This is a genomic window from Arthrobacter sp. NPDC057013, assembly GCF_042674585.1.
GTDB lineage: Bacteria > Actinomycetota > Actinomycetes > Actinomycetales > Micrococcaceae > Arthrobacter.
In genome coordinates, this window is record NZ_JBHUSE010000006.1 from 213,833 (window position 1) to 232,701 (window position 18,869).

Below are 18,869 nucleotides of genomic sequence, written 5' to 3' on the forward strand. Positions count from 1 at the left end.
AGGCCCGGTGAAAGAATCGGCCAAAAGCCACATAACGTTCGTCATCATCGCCGGCATTGTTCGGCCGGCCCTGAACCTGATCATGAACAAGAAATGGGAGGGCACGGACAAGCTTCCCGCGGGCGGCTTCATCGCCGTGCCCAACCACTGCACCGAGATCGACCCCCTCGTGATCGGGCACATGCTGTACAGCAACAAGCGCGCCCCGCACTTCCTTGCGAAGTCGGGCCTCTTCAAGGTCCCGGTCGTCGGCTCCATTTTGCATGCCACCAAGCAGATTCCGGTGGAACGTTCGACGGCGGGGGCCAACCGCTCGCTGCAGCTCGCCCAGGAGATTGTGGCTGAGGGCGGGGCGATCATCATCTACCCCGAAGGCACACTGACCCGCGACCCCGACCTGTGGCCGATGAAGGGCCATACCGGTGCCGCCCGCCTGGCCCTGGAGACCGGCATCCCGGTGGTGCCGATGGCGCACTGGGGCGCGCACGAGCTCTTTCCCCGCTACGCCAAGAGGTTCCACCTGTTCCCGCGCAAGACCTCCAGGATCAGGATCGGCGACCCCGTTGACCTCTCGCGCTTTGCGGGACGGTCGCGGGACAGGGCCACCCTTGCGGAGGCCACGGATGTCATCATGGATGCCGTGACCGGACTCCTGGCTGAACTCCGCGGCGAGCAGCCGCCGGCCCGGCGCTGGGACCCCAGCGCCCACAACCAGACCAAGCACGGCCGCGACGTCGAGCGGGGCGGGAAATGACGGTTGTCCACGGCCGGCCCGGTTCAGCCCTGTCCGTGGCGGTCCTCGGCGCCGGTTCGTGGGGGACCACGTTCGCGAAAACCCTGGCCGACGCCGCCACGGCGTCGGGAGTTGACCGCAGGATCCGGATTTGGGGCCGCCGGGCGGAGGTGGTGGCTGAGATCAACGGCAACCACCGCAACCCGCAGTACCTTTCGGACATCGACCTTCCGCTGAGCATCACTGCGTCCACCGATGTGGCGGAGGTGCTGTCCGGGGCCGACCTGGTGGTCCTTGCCGTTCCGGCGCAGTCGCTGCGCCTCCAGCTGCGCCAGTGGAAGCCCCTGATCGGGCCCGATGCGCTCGTGGTGTCCCTGATGAAGGGCCTTGAACTGGGCTCGGACGCCCGGATGAGCGAGGTGATCGCCGAGGAACTGGACATCCCCGCCGACCGCATCGCTGCCGTATCCGGCCCCAACCTGGCCATGGAGATCGCCCGGGAGGAACCCACGGCCTCGGTGGTCGCCTGCCCCGATGCAGCCGCCGCCGGCTGGATCGCCAGAAGCTGCACCGCCCCGTACTTCCGTCCCTACACCACCTCCGACATCGTCGGCGTCGAGATCGGCGGGATCGTCAAGAACGTCATCGCGCTGGCCGTGGGCATCTGTGAAGGAAAGCAGATGGGGGACAACACCAAGGCCTCCGTGATTACCCGCGGCCTGGCCGAAACCTCCCGCCTTGCCCTGGCCCTTGGCGGGAAGGCCCACACCATGGCCGGCCTGGCCGGGCTCGGGGACCTGGTGGCCACCTGCTCGTCACCGCTGTCCCGGAACCACACCGCGGGCCGCCTGCTGGGGCAGGGGCTCACGCTGGATGAGGTCGCCCAGAAAATGACCCAGACGGCCGAGGGCATCAAGTCCGGCCAGGCCGTCCACGAACTGGCCGGCAAGCTCGGCGTCGACATGCCCATCACGGCGGCCGTCGTCGCGGTCCTTGCCGGAAGATTGTCCGTTGACCAACTCGGGCCGCTGCTGCTGTCCCGGGAACTTAAAGCCGAAGGCGATTACTGACAGTGTCGGAAGAAAACTTGACCGCAGCGGACAAGACCAACCAAATCACCACCACCCAGGATGGGACGGCCCGGCGCAAGCCACGGGTGGCCGTCCTCTTTGGCGGCCGCTCCAGTGAACATGCCGTCAGCTGCGTGACCGCTGCCGGAGTGCTCGGGGCCATCGACCGGACCAAATACGATGTCGTTCCCATCGGCATCGCTAAATCCGGCCAGTGGGTGCTCGCGTCCGGGGACACTGCCCAGTGGTCCCTCTCCGCCACCTCCCTTCCGGAGGTCCCGCCGTCGGAACAGACGGTCAGCCTCACCGAGATCGGCGGGGCACACCAGCTCATCGTCACGGCCCCCAACGAGGTCCCGCAGGAACTCGGCACCGTCGACGTGGTGTTCCCGCTGCTGCACGGGCCGTTCGGCGAGGACGGCACCATCCAGGGGCTCCTGGAACTCTCCGACACGCGCTACGTCGGCGCCGGCGTCCTGGCCTCGGCCGTGGGCATGGACAAGCACTTCATGAAGGTGGTCTTTGAGGCCGCCGGGTTGAAGGTTGGCCCCTACATCGCCGTGACCGACCGGCAGTGGCGCAACGACCCCGAATCCGTCCGCAAGCAGGTCGACCTGCTGGGCTTCCCGGTGTTCGTCAAGCCTGCCCGCGCCGGATCCTCGATGGGCATCTCCAAGGTGGACTCCCTTGACGCGCTGGATGCCGCGATTGAAGCGGCACGCCAGCATGATCCGAAGCTGGTGATTGAGGCCGGCATCATGGGCCGGGAAATCGAATGCGCCGTGCTCGAGGGCCGCGGCGGCGATGCGCCCCGCACGTCCCTGCCCGGCGAGATCTCCGTGGCCGCCGGCGAGCACGAGTTCTACGACTTCCAGGCCAAGTACGTCGATGACGCGGCCGCACTGAGCTGCCCCGCGGACATGCCGGAGGAAGCGATTGCCCGCGTCCGCGAGCTTGCCGCCGCGGCGTTCGATTCCGTGGGGGCGGAGGGCCTGAGCCGGGTCGACTTCTTCTACACCCCGGACGGCGACCTCATCATCAACGAGATCAACACCATGCCCGGGTTCACGCCGAAGAGCATGTACCCGCAGATGTGGGCGGCCACCGGCCTGTCCTATCCGGACCTGATCGACGAGCTGATCCACCTGGCGCTGACCCGCAAGACAGGCCTGCGCTAATCCCCACCGGCACCCTAACCTCGCTCCGCTTCGGCCAGGGAACCCTGCCGGCGTGGGCCCGGAACCTGCCTACTTGCTGGTGGGCAGGTTCTGGACGTCCTGCTGGCCTACGCATTTGCGGCTGGCCTTGATCTTCGCGGCTGCGCCGGAGAGGTCAGCCAGGACGGTGGCCGAGCTGATTTTGTTCGGATCCATCAGGATTTCCGTGGCGGGTTCCCGGCCGTAGGTGGTCAGGGTCCACACGGGGTTCCCCTCCTTGATGACCCAGTCGACGTCGTTGACACTGACGCAGCGGTCGGTGGTGGGCCCGGGGACGTTGACCCCGCACCGCAGGACCACCAGCGACGGGTCGCCCCAGGCGGCGGTGGCCTGGCTGTTCGTTTTCCGCAGCCCGGCATCGCCGATGGCATCCGGAAGCGCCACCATCATCGGGGCGCAGGCCGGATTGGCTGCATCGGCGGCGGGGGCGACGTCGACGGCGGGTGAACAGCCGCCCAGCGCCAGCCCAGTCAACGCGGCGGCCACTGCCGCCCCAAGCCTGCGGACGGGTTTCTGGACGGGTTTCTTGGCAGGCGGGCAATGCATCCCTCAAGCCTATCGTTCCGCGGGTATCCGGACCGACCGCCGAAAATGTCTGTCCGTGGCGGTAGCGTAGTGGCGTGCCCCAAACACCATTGACTGTCGCCCAACTGTCCGAAGCGGAGCTTCTGGCGCGCATTTTCCCGCGCCTGGAACTCAGCGCCCTGCACAGTGCCGCCGTGGTCCTCGGACCCGGCGATGACGCCGCCATCGTCGCGGTTCCGGACGGCAGGACGGTCATCAGCATCGACACCCAGGTCCAGGACCAGGACTTCCGGCTTGAGTGGAACAACGGCTACCGGACCACTGGGTACGACGTCGGCTGGAAGGCTGCTGCGCAAAACCTCAGCGACATCAACGCCATGGGCGCCTCGGCAACCTCCATGGTGGTCAGCCTGACCATGCCCCCGGACACGCCTGTCGGCTGGGTCGAGGACCTGGCGGACGGCCTCACGGCCGCCATCAGCAAACTGGGAGCGGGGGCCTGCTCGGTCGCCGGCGGCGACCTTGGCCGCGGCCGCGAGCTGTCCGTCACCGTTGCGGTTCTCGGAACGCTCGACGGCGGCCAGCCGGTCCTGCGGTCCGGCGCCCGGGAAGGCGACACGCTAGGCATCGCCGGCCGGGCAGGCTGGGCCGCCGCCGGGCTGGCGCTGCTGGAGTCCCCCCATCATGTGGCTTCCCTGACCCCGGAGCAGCTGTCACTGCTCGAACTTCAGTGCCGGCCGGAGCCGCCCCTGGAGGCCGGACCGCTGGCGCGCGTGTCCGGCGCCACGGCCATGATGGACATCTCCGACGGCCTGGTCCGGGACGCAACCAGACTGGCCGCGGCCAGCCACGTTGTGCTGGACCTGGAACCCGGGCAACTGGCCGTGCTCGCAGAGCCGCTCCGCACCGCGGCCAGCCTGCTGGGCGCGGACCCGCGCGCCTGGGTGCTCGGCGGCGGCGAAGACCACGGGCTCCTCGCCACATTCCCGGCGGGCATGCAGGTACCGCCCGGGTTTACTGGGATAGGCTCAGTACAGGCCTGCGGCGCAGACAAGGCGCCGGGCGTGACGATCGCGGGACGGTCCGCTGACTCCGTGGGATGGGATCACTTTGCAGACTAAGGTTGCCGCGAACGCGCAAGCCATGAAGCGGTGGCTGGGCAAGGCCGAAACCGCACTGGGCAACCACAGCGACCGCCTCAATGCCATCAATATCTTCCCGGTGGCCGACGGCGACACCGGAACCAACCTGTACCTCACGGTCCGTGCCGCAGCCCGGGCGCTGCAGGATGCCGGTGCTCCCTCAGATTCCGGCCAGCCCGCACAGCCCGGCCAGCCCGCGCAGCCCGGCCAGCCCGCGCAGCCCGGCCAGCCCGCGCAGCCCGGCCAACCCGCGCAGCTCAATGACGTGGGCGCCGTACTGGCGCGCGCCGGCCAGGCGGCGATGGAGCAGGCCAGAGGGAACTCCGGCACGCTGTTCTCCGTTTTTCTCTGCGCCGCGGCAGAGCCACTGGCCGGACATGCGAGGCTCACCTCGTCTCTGCTCGCCGCCGCCCTCAACCGGGCCCAGATCAGGGCCTGGTCCGCACTGAGCGACCCCGTTCCCGGCACCATGCTCTCCGTGATGGAAGCAGCGGGCCGGGCCGCGGCCGCCGTCGACGCCGGCCAGAACGGCAACGACAGCAACCATGCCCTGGGCCTGGTCCTGGACGCGGCCGTGGAGGCGGCCCTCGAGGCCGTGGTCCGCACTGAGGGGCAGCTTGATGCCCTGCAGGCCGCGCACGTGGTGGACGCCGGCGGCGTGGGGATGCTGCTGATCCTGGACTGCCTCCGTTCGGCGGTGCTCGGCGAGGAGCTCCGCAACGAACTGCTCGACGGCCTGCACGGATACGACCTCCAGGACCCGCACATCCACACCGGCATGCCGGCCGACGACGGTGTGGAGGTCATGTGCACCATCAGCCTGTCCCCGCTGGACGCCGCCACGCTCCGCCAGCGGCTGGATGAACTCGGGGATTCCGTGATCATGAGCCAGGTGGGCCCTTCCGCCGACGCCGAGGGCCGGTACCGGTGGCGGGTCCACGTGCATGTCCCGGACCCCGCCCCGGCCCTTGACATGATCAGGTCGCTGGGCGCTCCGGCGGACGTGTCCGTCAGCGAGCTCGCCCTGCCCCGGGACCCGTCGGGAGAAGTGAGCGCAGAAGGACGATGAACGCCGAACTGGAACTCGGCCTGGAGCGCCGGGTCGGCAAGCGCTCCGCGACGGCCATCGGGAAGCATCTGGGCATCACCACCGTCGGCGGCCTGCTCAACCACTTCCCGCGCCGCTACCTCAACCGCGGTGACCTGACGCGCATCAGCGAACTCCCGTTCGATGAGGAAGTGACGCTTATCGCCCGCGTCGTGTCCAACAGCACCCGGCAGATGCGCGCCCGGAAGGGCTCCATCACCGACGTCGTCGTCACCGACGACGCCGGAACGGGCACACTGAAAATCAGTTTCTTCAACGGCCGCCTCGCCAGGGCCGAGCTGCATCCCGGCCGGCGGGCCATGTTCTCCGGGAAGGTCACGCGCTACCAGGGTTCACTGGGACTGACCAACCCGAACTACCAGCTGCTGGACAACGACCCGGAGGTCCCGGACATGGACCCGGAAAAGCTCGCGGCCATGCCCATCCCGGTATACCCGGCCACTGCAGGCATCACCAGCTGGTCCATCCAGAAGGTCGTGAAAGCCCTGCTGGAAACCGCCGACCTGGACGCTCTGCCGGACCCGGTTCCGGCGGCCATATCCGCACGTGAAAAGTTCCTTCCGGTGCCGGAGGCCTACCGGCTCATCCACACCCCGGAGAACGCGCAGGACTGGCGTAAGGCCAGGGAGCGGTTCCGCTACCAGGAAGCCCTGGTCCTCCAGTCAGCCCTGGCCCGCCGCCGTGCCCAGCTTGCTTCCGAGGAGGCCACCGCGCGTCGGCCTGTGCCGGACGGGCTGCTCGCAGCCTTCGACCGCCAACTGCCGTTCACCCTGACCGCCGGCCAGTCAGCCGTCGGCAAGACCCTCTCGGCGGAGCTGTCCCAGGACTGGCCCATGAACAGGCTGCTGCAGGGAGAGGTCGGCTCCGGCAAAACCATTGTGGCGCTGCGGGCCATGCTCCAGGTGGTCGACGCCGGGGGGCAGGCGGCGCTCCTGGCGCCCACGGAAGTCCTGGCGGCACAGCACTTCGACTCGATCCGGCGGACTCTCGGCCCGCTGGCCCGCGACGGGCTCCTGGGCGGACTGGGCGACCATTCGGTGCAGGTCAGCCTGCTTACCGGCTCCATGCCCACCGCCGCGCGCAAGCAGGCGCTGCTCGACGCCGCGTCCGGCACGGCCGGGATCGTCATCGGCACGCACGCGCTGCTGAGCGAGAACGTCACCTTCTTTGATCTGGGCCTCATCGTGGTGGATGAGCAGCACCGCTTTGGGGTGGAACAGCGCGACGCCCTGCGTGCCAAGGCCAGCAAGCCGCCGCACCTGCTGGTCATGACCGCCACCCCGATCCCCAGGACCGTGGCCATGACGGTGTTCGGCGACCTCGAAACCTCCGTGCTTGACGAACTGCCGGCAGGCCGGGCACCCATCACCACGCATGTTGTGGGCCTTGCGGAGAACCCCGCCTGGGCAGCCCGCATCTGGTCCCGGTCCCGTGAGGACATCGAGTCAGGACACCAGGTATACGTCGTGTGCCCCAAGATCGGCACGGACGACGACGGCGACTTCACTCCCGGTGAAGCGGAACCTGAGCCCGGGGAACTGGAGGGCGACGGAGCCGCGCGCGAACTGGCCTCCGTGACCGCCGTCGTCGAGCATCTCAAAGAGGAACCGGCCCTGGCCGGAGTGGCGCTGGCGCCGCTCCACGGACGCCAGGACCCGGTCCTGAAGTCCGAGACCATGGCCTCCTTCACCGCCAACCAGACCAAGCTGCTCGTCTCCACCACCGTCATTGAGGTGGGCGTGGACGTCCACAACGCCACCCTGATGGTCATTTTGGACGCGGACCGCTTCGGCATCTCCCAGCTTCACCAGCTCCGCGGGCGCGTGGGCAGGGGCGGGCTGCCGGGCACGTGCCTGCTGGTGACCACGCTCGAACCGGGGCACCCGAGCCGGCGCAGGCTGGACGCCGTGGCGGCCACCACCGACGGATTCGAGCTGTCCCAGGAGGACCTGAAGCTGCGCCGCGAGGGTGACATCCTCGGCGCCTCGCAGTCCGGTGGCCGGTCCACGCTGAAGCTGCTCCGCGTGCTCGAGCACGAGGACATCATCGCCCGCGCCAGGCAGGACGCCCAGAAGATCGTCGCCGCGGACCCCGCGCTGACCGGCTATGCGGCACTTGCCGAGGCCATTGACGAGTATTTGAATCCCGAGAAGGAGGCGTTCCTTGAACGCGGCTAGCACGAACCCCCTCCCACCCGGGCCGGCGGGGGCCGGGGCATGAGCAGGATCGTTGCCGGTGCCGCGGGTGGAACCCCGCTGGCCAACGTGCCCGGGTCCCAGACCAGACCCACCACCGACCGGGTCAAGGAGGCACTGTTTTCCCGGCTGGACGCGTTCAACGTGCTCGGCGGCGCCCGGGTCCTGGACCTGTACGCCGGTTCCGGCGCGCTGGGGGTGGAGAGCGCCAGCAGGGGAGCGGAAACTGTCGATCTCGTCGAGTTCGACGCGAAGGCCAGCGCCGTGTGCCAGCGCAACGCCGACGTCATCAACGGCGTCCTGGGCCGCAAGGCCGTCACGGTCCACCGCTCGAAGGTGGAGTCCTTCCTCGACCGCGCTGCCGAAGACGCCACATGGGACGTCGCCTTCCTGGACCCGCCCTACCCCCTCGAAGAGCCGGCGCTGGCCTCGGTCCTGGAAAAGCTCGCGCCGCACCTCAACGACGGTGCGGTGGTAGTGGTGGAACGCTCGTCCCGGGCCACGGAACCCGGGTGGCCGGAAGGGTTGGAGCGGTTCGCCGAGAAGAAATACGGTGAGACCCGGCTGTGGTACGCGGAACCGTCCAGCGGCCAGGACGTGGACGTGGCGCTGGAGGCCGAGGACCAGTAGCTAGTCCGAGAGCCGGTCCAGTTCCGTCCCGGCCAGGACCTTGGCCGGATGGGGTCCGCGCGCGGTGAGGGCGGCGGACCACTCGGGCGGCCACGGCTTCCTGGTGCCGGCAAGGATAATGTTCCCCGGATACTTTCCCGTGAACATCCCCGACTCGGCACAGGCGGCCACGTCCGTCATGACCCTCCGCAGCGCCGCCACCTGGCTCCGGACGAGCGTCAAGCCGGGCTCGTCGCCGACATTCACGATCAGCACGCCCCGGTCCGTGAGGAGCGCAGCGGCTTCCTGGTAGAACCCGGTGCAGGCGATGTGCGCCGGCGCCTCCGGCCCGGAGAAGATGTCCAGGATGACGACGTCGAAACGCAGGTCCGCGGGCAGCTCCGCCAGGGCGTCGCGCGCGTCGCCGATGACCGTGTGAAGGTCGGTGCCCTCCGGCAGCGGCAGCCTCTCCAGCACGAAGTCCAGCAGCTCCCGCTCCAGTTCCACGGCGTACTGCAGGGAGCCGGGGCGGGTCGCCTGGATGTACCGGGCCAGGGTCAGGGCGCCGGCGCCCAGGTGAAGCGCGCGGATGGGTTCACCCCACGGAGCGGCGAGATCCACGATGTGCCCGATGCGGCGCAGGTATTCGTAGAAGATATCCTCGGGATCGGCCAGGTCCACGTGGGACTGCTCGGCCCCGCCGATGCTGAGCACGAACCCGCCGTCCGTGTACGTATCCGGTTCGATGACAGCATGCTGGCCGATGGCACGCAGGAAGCGCGACGCCCGGACGCTGCCGTCGGCCATGGTCAGAGCCTGTCCTGGAGGGTGGCCAGCCGTGCCGCGGCTTCCTCGAGGACTTCATTGCGTTTGCAGAACGCGAACCGCAGCAGGCTGCGCGTCCGCTCCGCGCCCTCCGGGTGGCAGAACACGGGAACCGGGATCGCTGCCACACCCACCAGCCCGGGCAGGCGCCGGGCCAGGTCCACCGAGTCCCGGATGCCCAGCGGCGAGGTGTCCACGTTGACGAAGTAGGTGCCGTCGGGCGTGAACACGTCTAGGCCGGCCGCACGCAGCCCCACGCTCAGGATGTCGCGCTTGTTCCGCAGCGTGGCGGAGATGCCCTCGTAGAATTCGTCGGGCAGGGCCAGGCCGGTGGCGATCGCACTCTGGAACGGGGTGCCGGAACTGTACGTGAGGAACTGCTTCACCGTCCGGACCGCCGCCACCAGGTGCTCGGGGCCGCTCAGCCAGCCGACCTTCCAGCCGGTGAAGGAGAACGTCTTGCCCGCCGAGGAGATGGTGACCGTCCTGTCGGCCGCCCCCGGCAGCGTGGCCACCGGGATGTGCCGGACACCGAACGTGAGGTGTTCGTACACCTCGTCGGTGATGATGACCGCGTCATGCTGCCGGGCGAGGTCGACGACGCGCTGAAGCACCTCGCGCGGGAACACGGCACCGGTGGGGTTATGCGGATTGTTCAGCAGCACGACTTTGGTGCGGTCGGTGAACGCCGCCGCCAGGGCTGCGGAATCAGGCAGGAACTCGGGGGCCAGCAGAGGGGCAGTGACATGCGTGGCGCCGGAGAGCCCGATGATCGCGCCGTAGGAATCGTAGAACGGCTCGAACGTCAGGACCTCGTCGCCGGGTCCGACGAAGGCCAGCAGGGACGCGGCGATGGCCTCGGTGGCGCCGGTAGTGACGATGATTTCGGTGTCCGGGTCCGGTTCCAGCCCGTAGAACCGGCTCTGGTGTGCTGACACGGCCTTGCGCAGCTGGGGGATCCCCTTGCCGGGCGCGTACTGGTTGGAGCCTTCGGCGATTGCGGCCTGGGCGGCCGCTTTGATCTCCGCGGGGCCATCCTCGTCGGGGAAACCCTGCCCCAGGTTGATGGCGCCGGTCTGCAGGGCCAGCGTGGTCATCTCCTCGAAGATCGTCACGCCCAAGGCGCCGTCACTTGCCAACAGGTTCGCCCCGGTGGCCGCGCGCTGCCAGGGTGCCGGACGTGTTTGAGTCATTGGTTTCCTGCCTGTCTGTTCGGCCACGGCCCCGTGGCGGCCGGTGCCTGTGTCATGGTATCCCGGCCCGCCGATACGGTAGGTTCGGAGCATGAGACGCGCCGTATGCCCAGGCTCCTTCGACCCCATCCACAATGGACACCTCGAGGTGATCGCCAGAGCCGCGAGCCTGTTTGATGAGGTGATCGTCGCCGTGTCCACCAACTATGCCAAGAAGTACCGGTTTCCGCTCGAGGAGCGGATCGAGATGGCCAGGGAGACCCTGGCCTCGCTGCGCGGCATCGTCGTGGAACCCGTCGGGGAGGGCCTCCTGGCGGAGTACTGCCGGCAGCGTGGCGTGTCCGCCATCGTGAAGGGGCTGCGGTCGTCGTCGGACTTTGACTACGAACTTCCCATGGCAACCATGAACCGCCAGCTGAGCGGCGTGGAGACCGTGTTCCTGCCAGCCGAGGCGCACTACCTCCACCTCTCATCCACCCTCATCAAGGAAGTGGCCAGCCTCGGCGGCAGCGTCTCTGAATACGTCCCGAGGTCCGTGCTGAAGCGGCTTCTTTCGGGCGCGCCTTAAGCGGGCGGGTCTTCCAAAGGGGTAGGCTTGTCCGGTACGTTTCCGGTGCACGCCGGCCGCGTGCCCCGGCGTGGCATCCGGTTTGAGTCCGTCAGGGAGTTCAGGCTAAGATGGTACGTCGGTCATATGTTCAACAGGAGTTCTCATTAAGCGAGATGCAAGTTCGCCCTTGATGTTCGATGTCAAGGACCTCGGACGCAGTCCGGGGAGCATGCGTACACTGACGGAACATGTACCCGCGCCGGGGGATCTCGGCGTGGCGCTCATTGGCGTTCAGGAAGGCTCGGATATCGAGCTCGACCTGAGGCTTGAGGCCGTACACGAAGGAATTCTGGTATCAGGAACCGCCCTCGCCGAAGTCAAAGGTGAGTGCGGCCGATGCCTGGATCCCCTTGCGTATGACCTTGCGGTCAATGTGCAAGAGCTTTTCTTCTACGAGGGCGCTGTGTTCTCGGATGAAGAAGACGAAGAAGAGCAACGTCGAGTCGAGCACGATCTGATCGATCTTGAGCCGGTGTTGCGGGACGCAGTTGTTACCATGCTGCCGTTCCAGCCGGTGTGCCGGGAAGACTGCCAGGGTCTGTGTTCCGAATGCGGAGCGCGCCTGGAAGACGAGCCGGGGCACCACCACGAGGTCGTAGATCCTCGCTGGGCTGCCCTAGCTGATCTGGCTAAGCCTGACCGGCAAAATTGATTTGTAAGTGTTTTTCTAGAGAGAAATGAGTTAGCCGTGGCTGTTCCCAAGCGGAAAATGTCTCGCTCGAATACCCGCGCCCGCCGCTCCCAGTGGAAGGCAACTGCCCCCCACCTGGTGAAGACCATCGAGAACGGCCAGGTCACCTACAGCCTGCCGCACCAGGCAAAGGTCGTCACCGACTCGGCTGGCACTGCGCTGTTCCTTGAGTACAAGGGCCGCAAGGTCGCGGACGTCTAATCGGCCCCCAAGCTGATCAGGATGTCTTCAACTGAAGAGCTTCTGAAGCGTCTCGGTGTCTTCATTGACGCCGGGACGCTTCGTCTTGCTCTGACACACCGTTCGTACGCCTATGAAAACGGCGGGATACCCACCAACGAGCGCCTTGAGTTCCTGGGCGACTCCATTCTTGGCTTCTCCGTCACTGACGCGCTGTACCGTGACAACCCGACGCTTCCCGAAGGCGATCTGGCCAAGCGCCGGTCGGCCGTGGTGAGCACCCGTGCCCTCGCCGGCATCGGCCGCAGCCTGGGCATCGGGGACTACATTTACCTCGGCCAGGGGGAGAAGCTCACCGAGGGCAAGAACAAGGCCTCGATCCTGGCGGACACCATGGAAGCCCTCATCGGCGCCACCTACGTGTCCAACGACATCGAGACCGCCCGCCAGCTGGTGATGCGTCTCATCGGACCGCTCCTGAAGGATGCCGCCGCCCTCGGCGCCGGCACGGACTGGAAAACCAGCATCCAGGAGCTGGCGGCAGGACGCCAGCTGGGCAGCATCTACTACGCCGTGGAGGGCTCCGGCCCGGACCACGCGCGCACGTTCGTCGCCGTCCTCCAGATCGGAGGGACTGCCTACGGAAAGGGCTCAGGCCACTCCAAGAAGGAAGCCGAGCAGGAAGCTGCCGCGGATGCGTGGCGGAAGCTCTCCGGCGCGGAAGCCAAGGCCCCGGCCGAGGGGTCTGCACCGGCTGGCGCCGAGTCCCCAACGGGGGAAGCGAAGGCGGCCCCGTCGGAATCCGCCGCGGGCAGCTAAGCGCCCGTGCCTGAACTTCCCGAAGTCGAGGTGGTCCGCCGCGGCCTGGTTAACTGGCTGCGCGGGCGGACCATCACCGGCGTTGACGTGATGGACCCGAGGTCCGTGCGCCGGCACTCACTCGGTCCCGAGGATTTCGCCGGGAACCTTGAGGGGGCAAGGGTCCTCGACGTCGTCCGCCGGGGCAAGTTCCTCTGGATGCCGCTGCAAGGGGACGGCACGCCCCGCCCAAGTGCCGATAACGGCGACCCGGGGCTGCCCGGCGTCGCCCTGATGGCCCACCTTGGCATGAGCGGGCAGCTGCTGATGCAGGACAGTTCCGTTCCGGACGAGAAGCACTTGAAAATCCGCCTGCGGCTGAGCCCGGAGGGAACCATGCCGGAGCAGCTGCGGTTCGTGGACCAGCGGATCTTCGGCGGCCTGTTCGTCACCACGCTCGTTCCCACGGACGACGGCGGACCGGGCGGGCTCGCGGAGGACCCCGTGCCGGTCATCGCGGAGGAGGCCTCGCACATCGCGCGCGACCCCCTGGACCCGCACTTTTCCTTTGACACTTTCTACCGCCGCCTCCGGAAGCGGAAGACCGGGCTGAAACGCGCACTGCTGGACCAGGGGCTGGTCTCCGGGATCGGCAACATCTACGCCGATGAGGCCCTGTGGCGGGCAAAGCTGCACTATGCGCGGCCCACCGACACCCTCCGGCGGGCGGACGCCGAGCGCGTGCTCGCCGCTGCCCGCGACGTGATGACCGATGCCCTGGCCGCCGGCGGCACCAGCTTCGACTCCCTGTACGTCAACGTCAATGGCTCGTCCGGCTACTTTGAGCGGTCCCTCAACGCCTATGGCCGTGAGGGTGAGGAGTGCCGGCGCTGCGCGGCCGCGGGGATCCGCAGCATCATGAAGCGCGAGCAGTTCATGAACCGTTCCTCCTACACCTGCCCGGTCTGCCAGCCGCGGCCGCGCAACGGCCGCTGGTGACAATTCCCACCCTGTTTCGAAAGGCCCCGGAGGGCCGTAAATCCGGGGATTCCGGCCCTTAGCCACTAGATTTGGTGGATGATAAGCAGCCGCTGCCGCCACCTATGGAGATCTGGAACACCTTGCACCTCAAAAGTCTGACCGTCCGGGGCTTCAAGTCGTTTGCGTCAGCCACGACGTTCGACTTTGAGCCTGGCGTCACGGCAGTCGTCGGCCCCAACGGCTCGGGCAAGTCCAACGTGGTGGACGCTCTGGCCTGGGTCATGGGGGAGCAGGGCGCCAAGACGCTCCGTGGCGGCAAGATGGAGGACGTCATTTTTGCCGGCACGTCCGGCCGTCCGCCGCTGGGCCGCGCGCACGTCTCGCTCACCATCGACAATACCGACGGCGCGCTGCCGATCGAATACAGCGAAGTCACCATTTCCAGAACGCTGTTCCGTACCGGCGGTTCCGAATACGCCATCAACGGCTCGGCCTGCCGGCTCCTCGACATCCAGGAACTCCTCTCCGACTCCGGCCTCGGCCGCGAAATGCACGTCATCGTGGGGCAGGGGCAGCTGGACCGGGTGCTGCACGCCACTCCCGAGGACCGCAGGGGTTTCATTGAGGAAGCCGCCGGCATCCTCAAGCACCGGCGGCGCAAGGAGAAGACCGTCCGCAAGCTGGAGGCGATGCAGGCCAACCTCCAGCGGCTCAGCGACCTGACCGGGGAAATCCGCCGGCAGCTCACGCCGCTCGGCAAGCAGGCCGAGGTGGCCCGGCGCGCGCAGACCGTCCAGTTCGAGGTGCGCGATGCCCGGGCCAGGCTGCTGGCCGATGACCTGGTCCAGCTCCAAAACACCCTGGCACAGGACATCGCCGACGAGTCCGCGCTCAAGGCGCGGCGCGCCGTCGTCGAAACCCAACTCGAAGAGGGCCGCCGGCGCCAGGCCTCCCTCGAGCAGCTCGCTGCGGAGGCGACCCCGCAGCTGAACGCCGCCCGGGACACGTGGTACCAGCTGTCTGCCGGACGGGAGCGCCTGCGTTCGCTCGCCTCCCTGGCGCAGGAACGCTGCCGCCTGCTGGGCTCCGCGGACCCCGCGCCGGAGCCGGGCCGGGACCCGGAACAGCTGGAGCGGCAGGCCGCCCGGGTCCGCGCCGAGCAGGCGGAGCTGGAAAAGGACATCCTCGACGGGCGGGCCGCGCTGGAGGCCGCCACCGCCGCCAAATCAGCGGCCGAGGACGCCGCGGCAGCCGAGGAAAAGCGGCTCACCGCCGCGCTGCGGGCCGCCGCCGACCGGCGCGAGGGCCTGGCACGCCTCGCCGGCCAGGTGGGGGCAGCGCGCTCCAAAGTGGAATCTGCCCAGGCGGAAGTCGGCAGGCTCCGCGAATCCCTGGCCGCCGGCGATGAGCGGCGGCGCCATGCCCAGTCCGAGTTCACCGCGCTCGAATCGCAGGTGGCGGGCGTCGAGGACGCCGAGGAAACCCTCGATGCCGAATACGAGGACGCCAGCGCCGCCCTCGACGGCATCCTCGCGGAGATCGATACCCTCAAAGCCACCGAGCGCGACGCCGTCCGTGAACGGGACGCGCTGAAGGCGCGGCACGAGGCCCTGCAGCTGGGCCTCAACCGGAAGGACGGCTCCGAGCATGTCCTCGGCGCCGGGGTGTCCGGCACCGTCGGCCCGCTGGCGGCCGCCCTGACCGTCGAACCGGGCTACGAAGCAGCCGTTGCGGCAGCCCTGGGCAGCGCTTCGGATGCCATCGTGGTGCGGGATGCCGGAACGGCAGCAGAACTGGTGCGCCTCCTCCGGGTCGACGACGCCGGCCGGGCCACGCTGCTGCTCGAGGCCGCGGCCCCTCCCGCAGGAACGCCCGCTGCCGCGGTTGTGGCAGCCGGATCCTTGCCGGCCGGGGCCCGCCCGGCGGCGGACCTGGTGACGGCCTCCGGAACCACGGCGTCGGCCGTGCGCACGCTGCTCGCTGCCACCGCCGTCGTCGACGACCATGATTCCGCGACGGACCTTGTCGCCCGGCATCCCGACCTGACTGCCGTGACCCTGGCGGGGGACGTTTTCACCGCCTTGACCGTCACCGGTGGTTCCGCGAAGGCGCCCTCGCTGCTCGAGGTGCAGGCCGCCGTCGACGACGCCGCATCCCGCCTGGCGGCCGTCGCCGCCGGGCTGGAACAGTGCCGCTTCGCCCTTGCCGCCGCCGCGGCCCGCCGCGCCGAGGCGCAGGAGCGGGCGGACGCAGCGCTGGATCGCCTGCACGAATCCGATGCCCGGCTGGCCGCGGTGGCCGAACGGCTGGGCCACCTCAACTCGGTCCTGCGCAGCGCCGTCGGCGAGAGCGAACGGCTGGCGGCGTCGCTTGCCCGCGCCGAGGCAAACATCGTTACCGAGCAGGAGGCCTTGACGGCGGTGACCGCACGGCTGGCCGCGGCCCAGGACGCACCCGCCGAGGAGGAACCGTCCACGGAGCAGCGGGACGCGCTGGCCCTGGCCGCCGCACAGGCACGCTCCGCCGAGATGGAAGCCCGCCTCTCGCTGCGCAGCCGGGAAGAACAGCTCACGGCCATCCGCAACAGGGCCACCTCGCTGGAACGCGCTGCGGCCTCGGAACGCCGGGCGCGGGAGCAAGCTGCCGAACGGGCCCGCCGTCGGCGTATCCAGGCCAAGCGGGCGGCGGCTGTCGCCGCCGCGGCGGAGCAGCTGATCCGGTTCAGCGACGTTTCCGTCGAGCTGGCCAGCCGGAAACGGGACCACGCCGAGCACGTCCGCGAGCAGCGGGACCGCGAACTGGCGGACATCCGCACTGCCAATGACGCCCTGGCCCGGGAACTGGCGGAGCTGACCGACTCGGTGCACCGGGACGAGCTGGCCCGCGCCCAGCAGCGGCTCCGGATCGAGGCGCTGGAAACGAAATCGGTGGAAGAGCTGGGGCTGACCGCAGACCAGCTCGTGGCGGACTACGGGCCGGACCGGCCGGTACCGCTGCCCGCGGCCACCTCCACGGACAAGTGGGCGGCGCTGCGGGCGCCGGTCGATGCCGAGGGCCAGCCGGTGGTGGAGGGCGTGCCGTTCGTCCGGGAGGAGCAGGAAAAGCGGCTCCGGAAAGCGGAACGCGACCTGTCGTCTCTGGGCAAGGTCAACCCGCTGGCGCTGGAGGAGTTCGCCGCCCTGGAGGAACGGCACCAGTTCCTCAGCACCCAGCTGGAGGACCTCAAGGCCAGCCGCAAGGACCTGTTGGACATCATCAAGGAAGTCGATGACCGCGTCCAGAAGGTCTTCTCGGAGGCCTTCGCGGACACGTCGGCCCAGTTCGTGCGGGTTTTCGGCCGGCTCTTTCCCGGCGGCGAGGGCAGGCTGGTCCTGACCGACCCCACGGACATGCTGACCACCGGCATCGAGGTGGAGGCCCGGCCCGCGGGCAAGAAAATCAAGCGGCTGTCCCTGCTGTCCGGCGGCGAACGGTCGCTCACGGCGGTGGCGCTGCTCGTGGCCATCTTCAAGGCCCGGCCTTCGCCGTTCTACGTCATGGACGAGGTTGAAGCCGCCCTCGACGACACCAACCTGGGCCGGCTCATCACGATCTTTGAAGAGCTTCGGGAATCCAGCCAGCTGATCGTGATCACCCACCAGAAGCGGACCATGGAGGTGGCCGACGCGCTCTACGGCGTCACCATGCGCGGCGACGGGGTATCCACCGTCATCAGCCAGCGGCTGGGAGGGGACGTCTGAGAAGCCCCTGCAGCTTGTGAGAAGCTAGGGGTGTGAATGACATCATCCCCATTCTTCTGCCCATTCTTGCTGCCCTGGTAGTCATCGGCGGCCTGGTCCCGGTGCTGATGAAGGCCCGGAAATCCGGGAACCAGTACCCCGGCACCCGGGACGCCAACGACCCCGTTGAGCCGCTCGGAGGGGGAGGGACCCTCCTCGAGGACCGCCCTGCCGCCCCTGCCGCTCCTGCCGACCGCCAGGTTGGGGACGCCGTCGACCTGGAAGGGCTGGAAGCCGGGGTTCCGGATGACGCGGCCGGCCTGGAAACCATCCCGGTGGAGACTCCGCTGCCCGTGGCCGGGCGGCTCACCCGGCTCCGGGAACGCCTGGTCAAGTCCAACAACGTGCTCGGCAAGGGCCTGCTGGCATTGCTCTCCAGCGACAACATCGACGAGAACGTCTGGGATGAGGTGGAGGAGACCCTGCTCCTCGCCGACCTTGGGACTGAACCGACCATGCAGCTGGTGGACGCGCTACGCGACCGCGTGAAGGTCCTGGGCACGCGCGATCCCGAGCACGTCAAGGCACTGCTCCGGGAAGAGCTCATCAAGATCGTGGACCCCTCCATGGACCGCAGCCTGCGGATCGACCGGCACGCGGACCGGCCCGCCGTCATGATGGTGGTCGGCGTCAACGGAGTGGGCAAGACCACCACGGTGGGCAAGCTGGCCCGCGTCCTCGTTGCCGAGGACAAGGACGTCCTGCTGGGCGCCGCGGACACTTTCCGTGCAGCCGCCTCCGAGCAGCTCGCCACCTGGGGGCAGCGCGTGGGTGTTCCCACCGTGAAGTCAGACATTGACGGCGCAGACCCGGCGTCCGTGGCGTACGAGGCTGTCAAGGCCGGCATCGACCAGGAAGTCGACGTCGTCATGATCGACACCGCCGGCCGCCTGCAGAACAAAGTCGGGCTGATGGACGAGCTCGGCAAGGTCAAGCGCGTCGTGGAAAAGCTGGCGGAGGTGGACGAGGTCCTGCTGGTGCTGGACGCCACCACCGGCCAGAACGGCCTCAACCAGGCCCGGGTCTTCGCGGAGGTCGTCAACATCACCGGCATCGTGCTGACCAAACTGGACGGGACTGCCAAGGGCGGCATCGTCGTCGCCATCCAGAAGAGCCTCGGCGTGCCCGTGAAGCTCATCGGCCTCGGCGAGGGGGCGGACGACCTCGCACCGTTTGAGGCCGAGAGTTTCGTCGACGCCCTCCTGAACTAACT

Annotated in this window: 17 protein-coding genes; 14 read left to right on the forward strand and 3 right to left on the reverse strand. The window is 68.5% G+C overall.

The features are described from left to right. The first annotated feature begins 7 nt into the window (after nt 1–7). Genes ACFTSA_RS11075 through ACFTSA_RS11085 form a run of 3 tightly spaced genes read left to right on the forward strand, consistent with a single transcriptional unit; the run spans nt 8 to nt 2,981 of the window. Nucleotides 8–754, forward strand: coding sequence for a lysophospholipid acyltransferase family protein (locus ACFTSA_RS11075; RefSeq protein ID WP_377951302.1), 747 nt, complete (start codon nt 8–10; stop codon nt 752–754). Then, nucleotides 751–1,803 carry an NAD(P)H-dependent glycerol-3-phosphate dehydrogenase gene (locus tag ACFTSA_RS11080; protein WP_377951303.1) on the forward strand — a complete coding sequence of 351 codons (1,053 nt, stop codon included), beginning with the start codon at nt 751–753 and terminating at the stop codon, nt 1,801–1,803. Before ACFTSA_RS11075 ends, ACFTSA_RS11080 begins: the two co-directional genes overlap by 4 nt. 44 nt (nt 1,804–1,847) lie before the next feature. Continuing rightward, nucleotides 1,848–2,981, forward strand: a complete 1,134-nt coding sequence (locus tag ACFTSA_RS11085; protein WP_377951352.1) for a D-alanine--D-alanine ligase family protein — start codon at nt 1,848–1,850, stop codon at nt 2,979–2,981. Between the two features lie 69 nt (nt 2,982–3,050). Here ACFTSA_RS11085 and ACFTSA_RS11090 read toward each other — a convergent pair whose 3' ends face one another. Continuing rightward, a complete protein-coding gene (locus ACFTSA_RS11090) occupies nt 3,051–3,566 on the reverse strand; it encodes a DUF3515 family protein (protein ID WP_377951304.1) in 516 nt (171 codons plus the stop codon). Between the two features lie 74 nt (nt 3,567–3,640). Between ACFTSA_RS11090 and ACFTSA_RS11095 the strand changes: the two genes are divergently transcribed. The 4 genes from ACFTSA_RS11095 to rsmD are packed head-to-tail and all read left to right on the forward strand — an operon-like array spanning nt 3,641 to nt 8,620. After that, entirely contained in the window at nt 3,641–4,666 is a 1,026-nt protein-coding gene (locus tag ACFTSA_RS11095) for a thiamine-phosphate kinase (RefSeq protein ID WP_377951305.1), read from the forward strand. Between the two features lie 22 nt (nt 4,667–4,688). Next, nucleotides 4,689–5,756: a DAK2 domain-containing protein gene (locus ACFTSA_RS11100; RefSeq protein WP_377951353.1), complete on the forward strand. Its 1,068-nt coding sequence runs from the start codon at nt 4,689–4,691 to the stop codon at nt 5,754–5,756. Further along, a complete protein-coding gene (locus ACFTSA_RS11105; protein ID WP_377951306.1) occupies nt 5,753–7,972 on the forward strand; it encodes an ATP-dependent DNA helicase RecG in 2,220 nt (739 codons plus the stop codon). Before ACFTSA_RS11100 ends, ACFTSA_RS11105 begins: the two co-directional genes overlap by 4 nt. A 39-nt stretch (nt 7,973–8,011) precedes the next feature. Continuing rightward, nucleotides 8,012–8,620 carry a 16S rRNA (guanine(966)-N(2))-methyltransferase RsmD gene (rsmD, locus tag ACFTSA_RS11110; RefSeq protein WP_377951307.1) on the forward strand — a complete coding sequence of 203 codons (609 nt, stop codon included), beginning with the start codon at nt 8,012–8,014 and terminating at the stop codon, nt 8,618–8,620. Here the strand turns inward: rsmD and ACFTSA_RS11115 are convergent, their stop codons facing one another. Continuing rightward, nucleotides 8,621–9,406 (reverse strand): spermidine synthase, encoded by a 786-nt coding sequence (locus ACFTSA_RS11115; RefSeq protein WP_377951308.1) that lies wholly within the window; start codon nt 9,404–9,406, stop codon nt 8,621–8,623. It abuts the gene before it with no gap. A 2-nt stretch (nt 9,407–9,408) separates the two neighbouring features. Continuing rightward, nucleotides 9,409–10,617 carry an aminotransferase class I/II-fold pyridoxal phosphate-dependent enzyme gene (locus ACFTSA_RS11120; RefSeq protein WP_377951309.1) on the reverse strand — a complete coding sequence of 403 codons (1,209 nt, stop codon included), beginning with the start codon at nt 10,615–10,617 and terminating at the stop codon, nt 9,409–9,411. A gap of 91 nt (nt 10,618–10,708) precedes the next feature. Between ACFTSA_RS11120 and coaD the strand changes: the two genes are divergently transcribed. From coaD to ftsY, 7 genes are all read left to right on the forward strand, one after another. Beyond that, complete coding sequence (gene coaD / locus ACFTSA_RS11125) at nt 10,709–11,185, forward strand: pantetheine-phosphate adenylyltransferase (RefSeq protein WP_377951310.1); 477 nt, start codon at nt 10,709–10,711, stop codon at nt 11,183–11,185. A gap of 169 nt (nt 11,186–11,354) precedes the next feature. After that, on the forward strand, nt 11,355–11,879 hold the full coding sequence (locus ACFTSA_RS11130; protein WP_377951311.1) for a YceD family protein: 525 nt from the start codon (nt 11,355–11,357) through the stop codon (nt 11,877–11,879). A 36-nt stretch (nt 11,880–11,915) separates the two neighbouring features. Then, nucleotides 11,916–12,119, forward strand: a complete 204-nt coding sequence (rpmF, locus tag ACFTSA_RS11135) for a 50S ribosomal protein L32 (protein WP_003806041.1) — start codon at nt 11,916–11,918, stop codon at nt 12,117–12,119. A gap of 21 nt (nt 12,120–12,140) precedes the next feature. Continuing rightward, nucleotides 12,141–12,917 carry a ribonuclease III gene (gene rnc / locus ACFTSA_RS11140; protein ID WP_377951312.1) on the forward strand — a complete coding sequence of 259 codons (777 nt, stop codon included), beginning with the start codon at nt 12,141–12,143 and terminating at the stop codon, nt 12,915–12,917. A gap of 6 nt (nt 12,918–12,923) precedes the next feature. Continuing rightward, nucleotides 12,924–13,895, forward strand: a complete 972-nt coding sequence (gene mutM, locus ACFTSA_RS11145) for a bifunctional DNA-formamidopyrimidine glycosylase/DNA-(apurinic or apyrimidinic site) lyase (protein WP_377951313.1) — start codon at nt 12,924–12,926, stop codon at nt 13,893–13,895. A 122-nt stretch (nt 13,896–14,017) separates the two neighbouring features. After that, complete coding sequence (gene smc, locus ACFTSA_RS11150; RefSeq protein WP_377951314.1) at nt 14,018–17,617, forward strand: chromosome segregation protein SMC; 3,600 nt, start codon at nt 14,018–14,020, stop codon at nt 17,615–17,617. 32 nt (nt 17,618–17,649) lie between these two features. After that, nucleotides 17,650–18,867, forward strand: a complete 1,218-nt coding sequence (gene ftsY, locus ACFTSA_RS11155) for a signal recognition particle-docking protein FtsY (RefSeq protein ID WP_377951315.1) — start codon at nt 17,650–17,652, stop codon at nt 18,865–18,867. Nucleotides 18,868–18,869 lie beyond the last annotated feature (2 nt).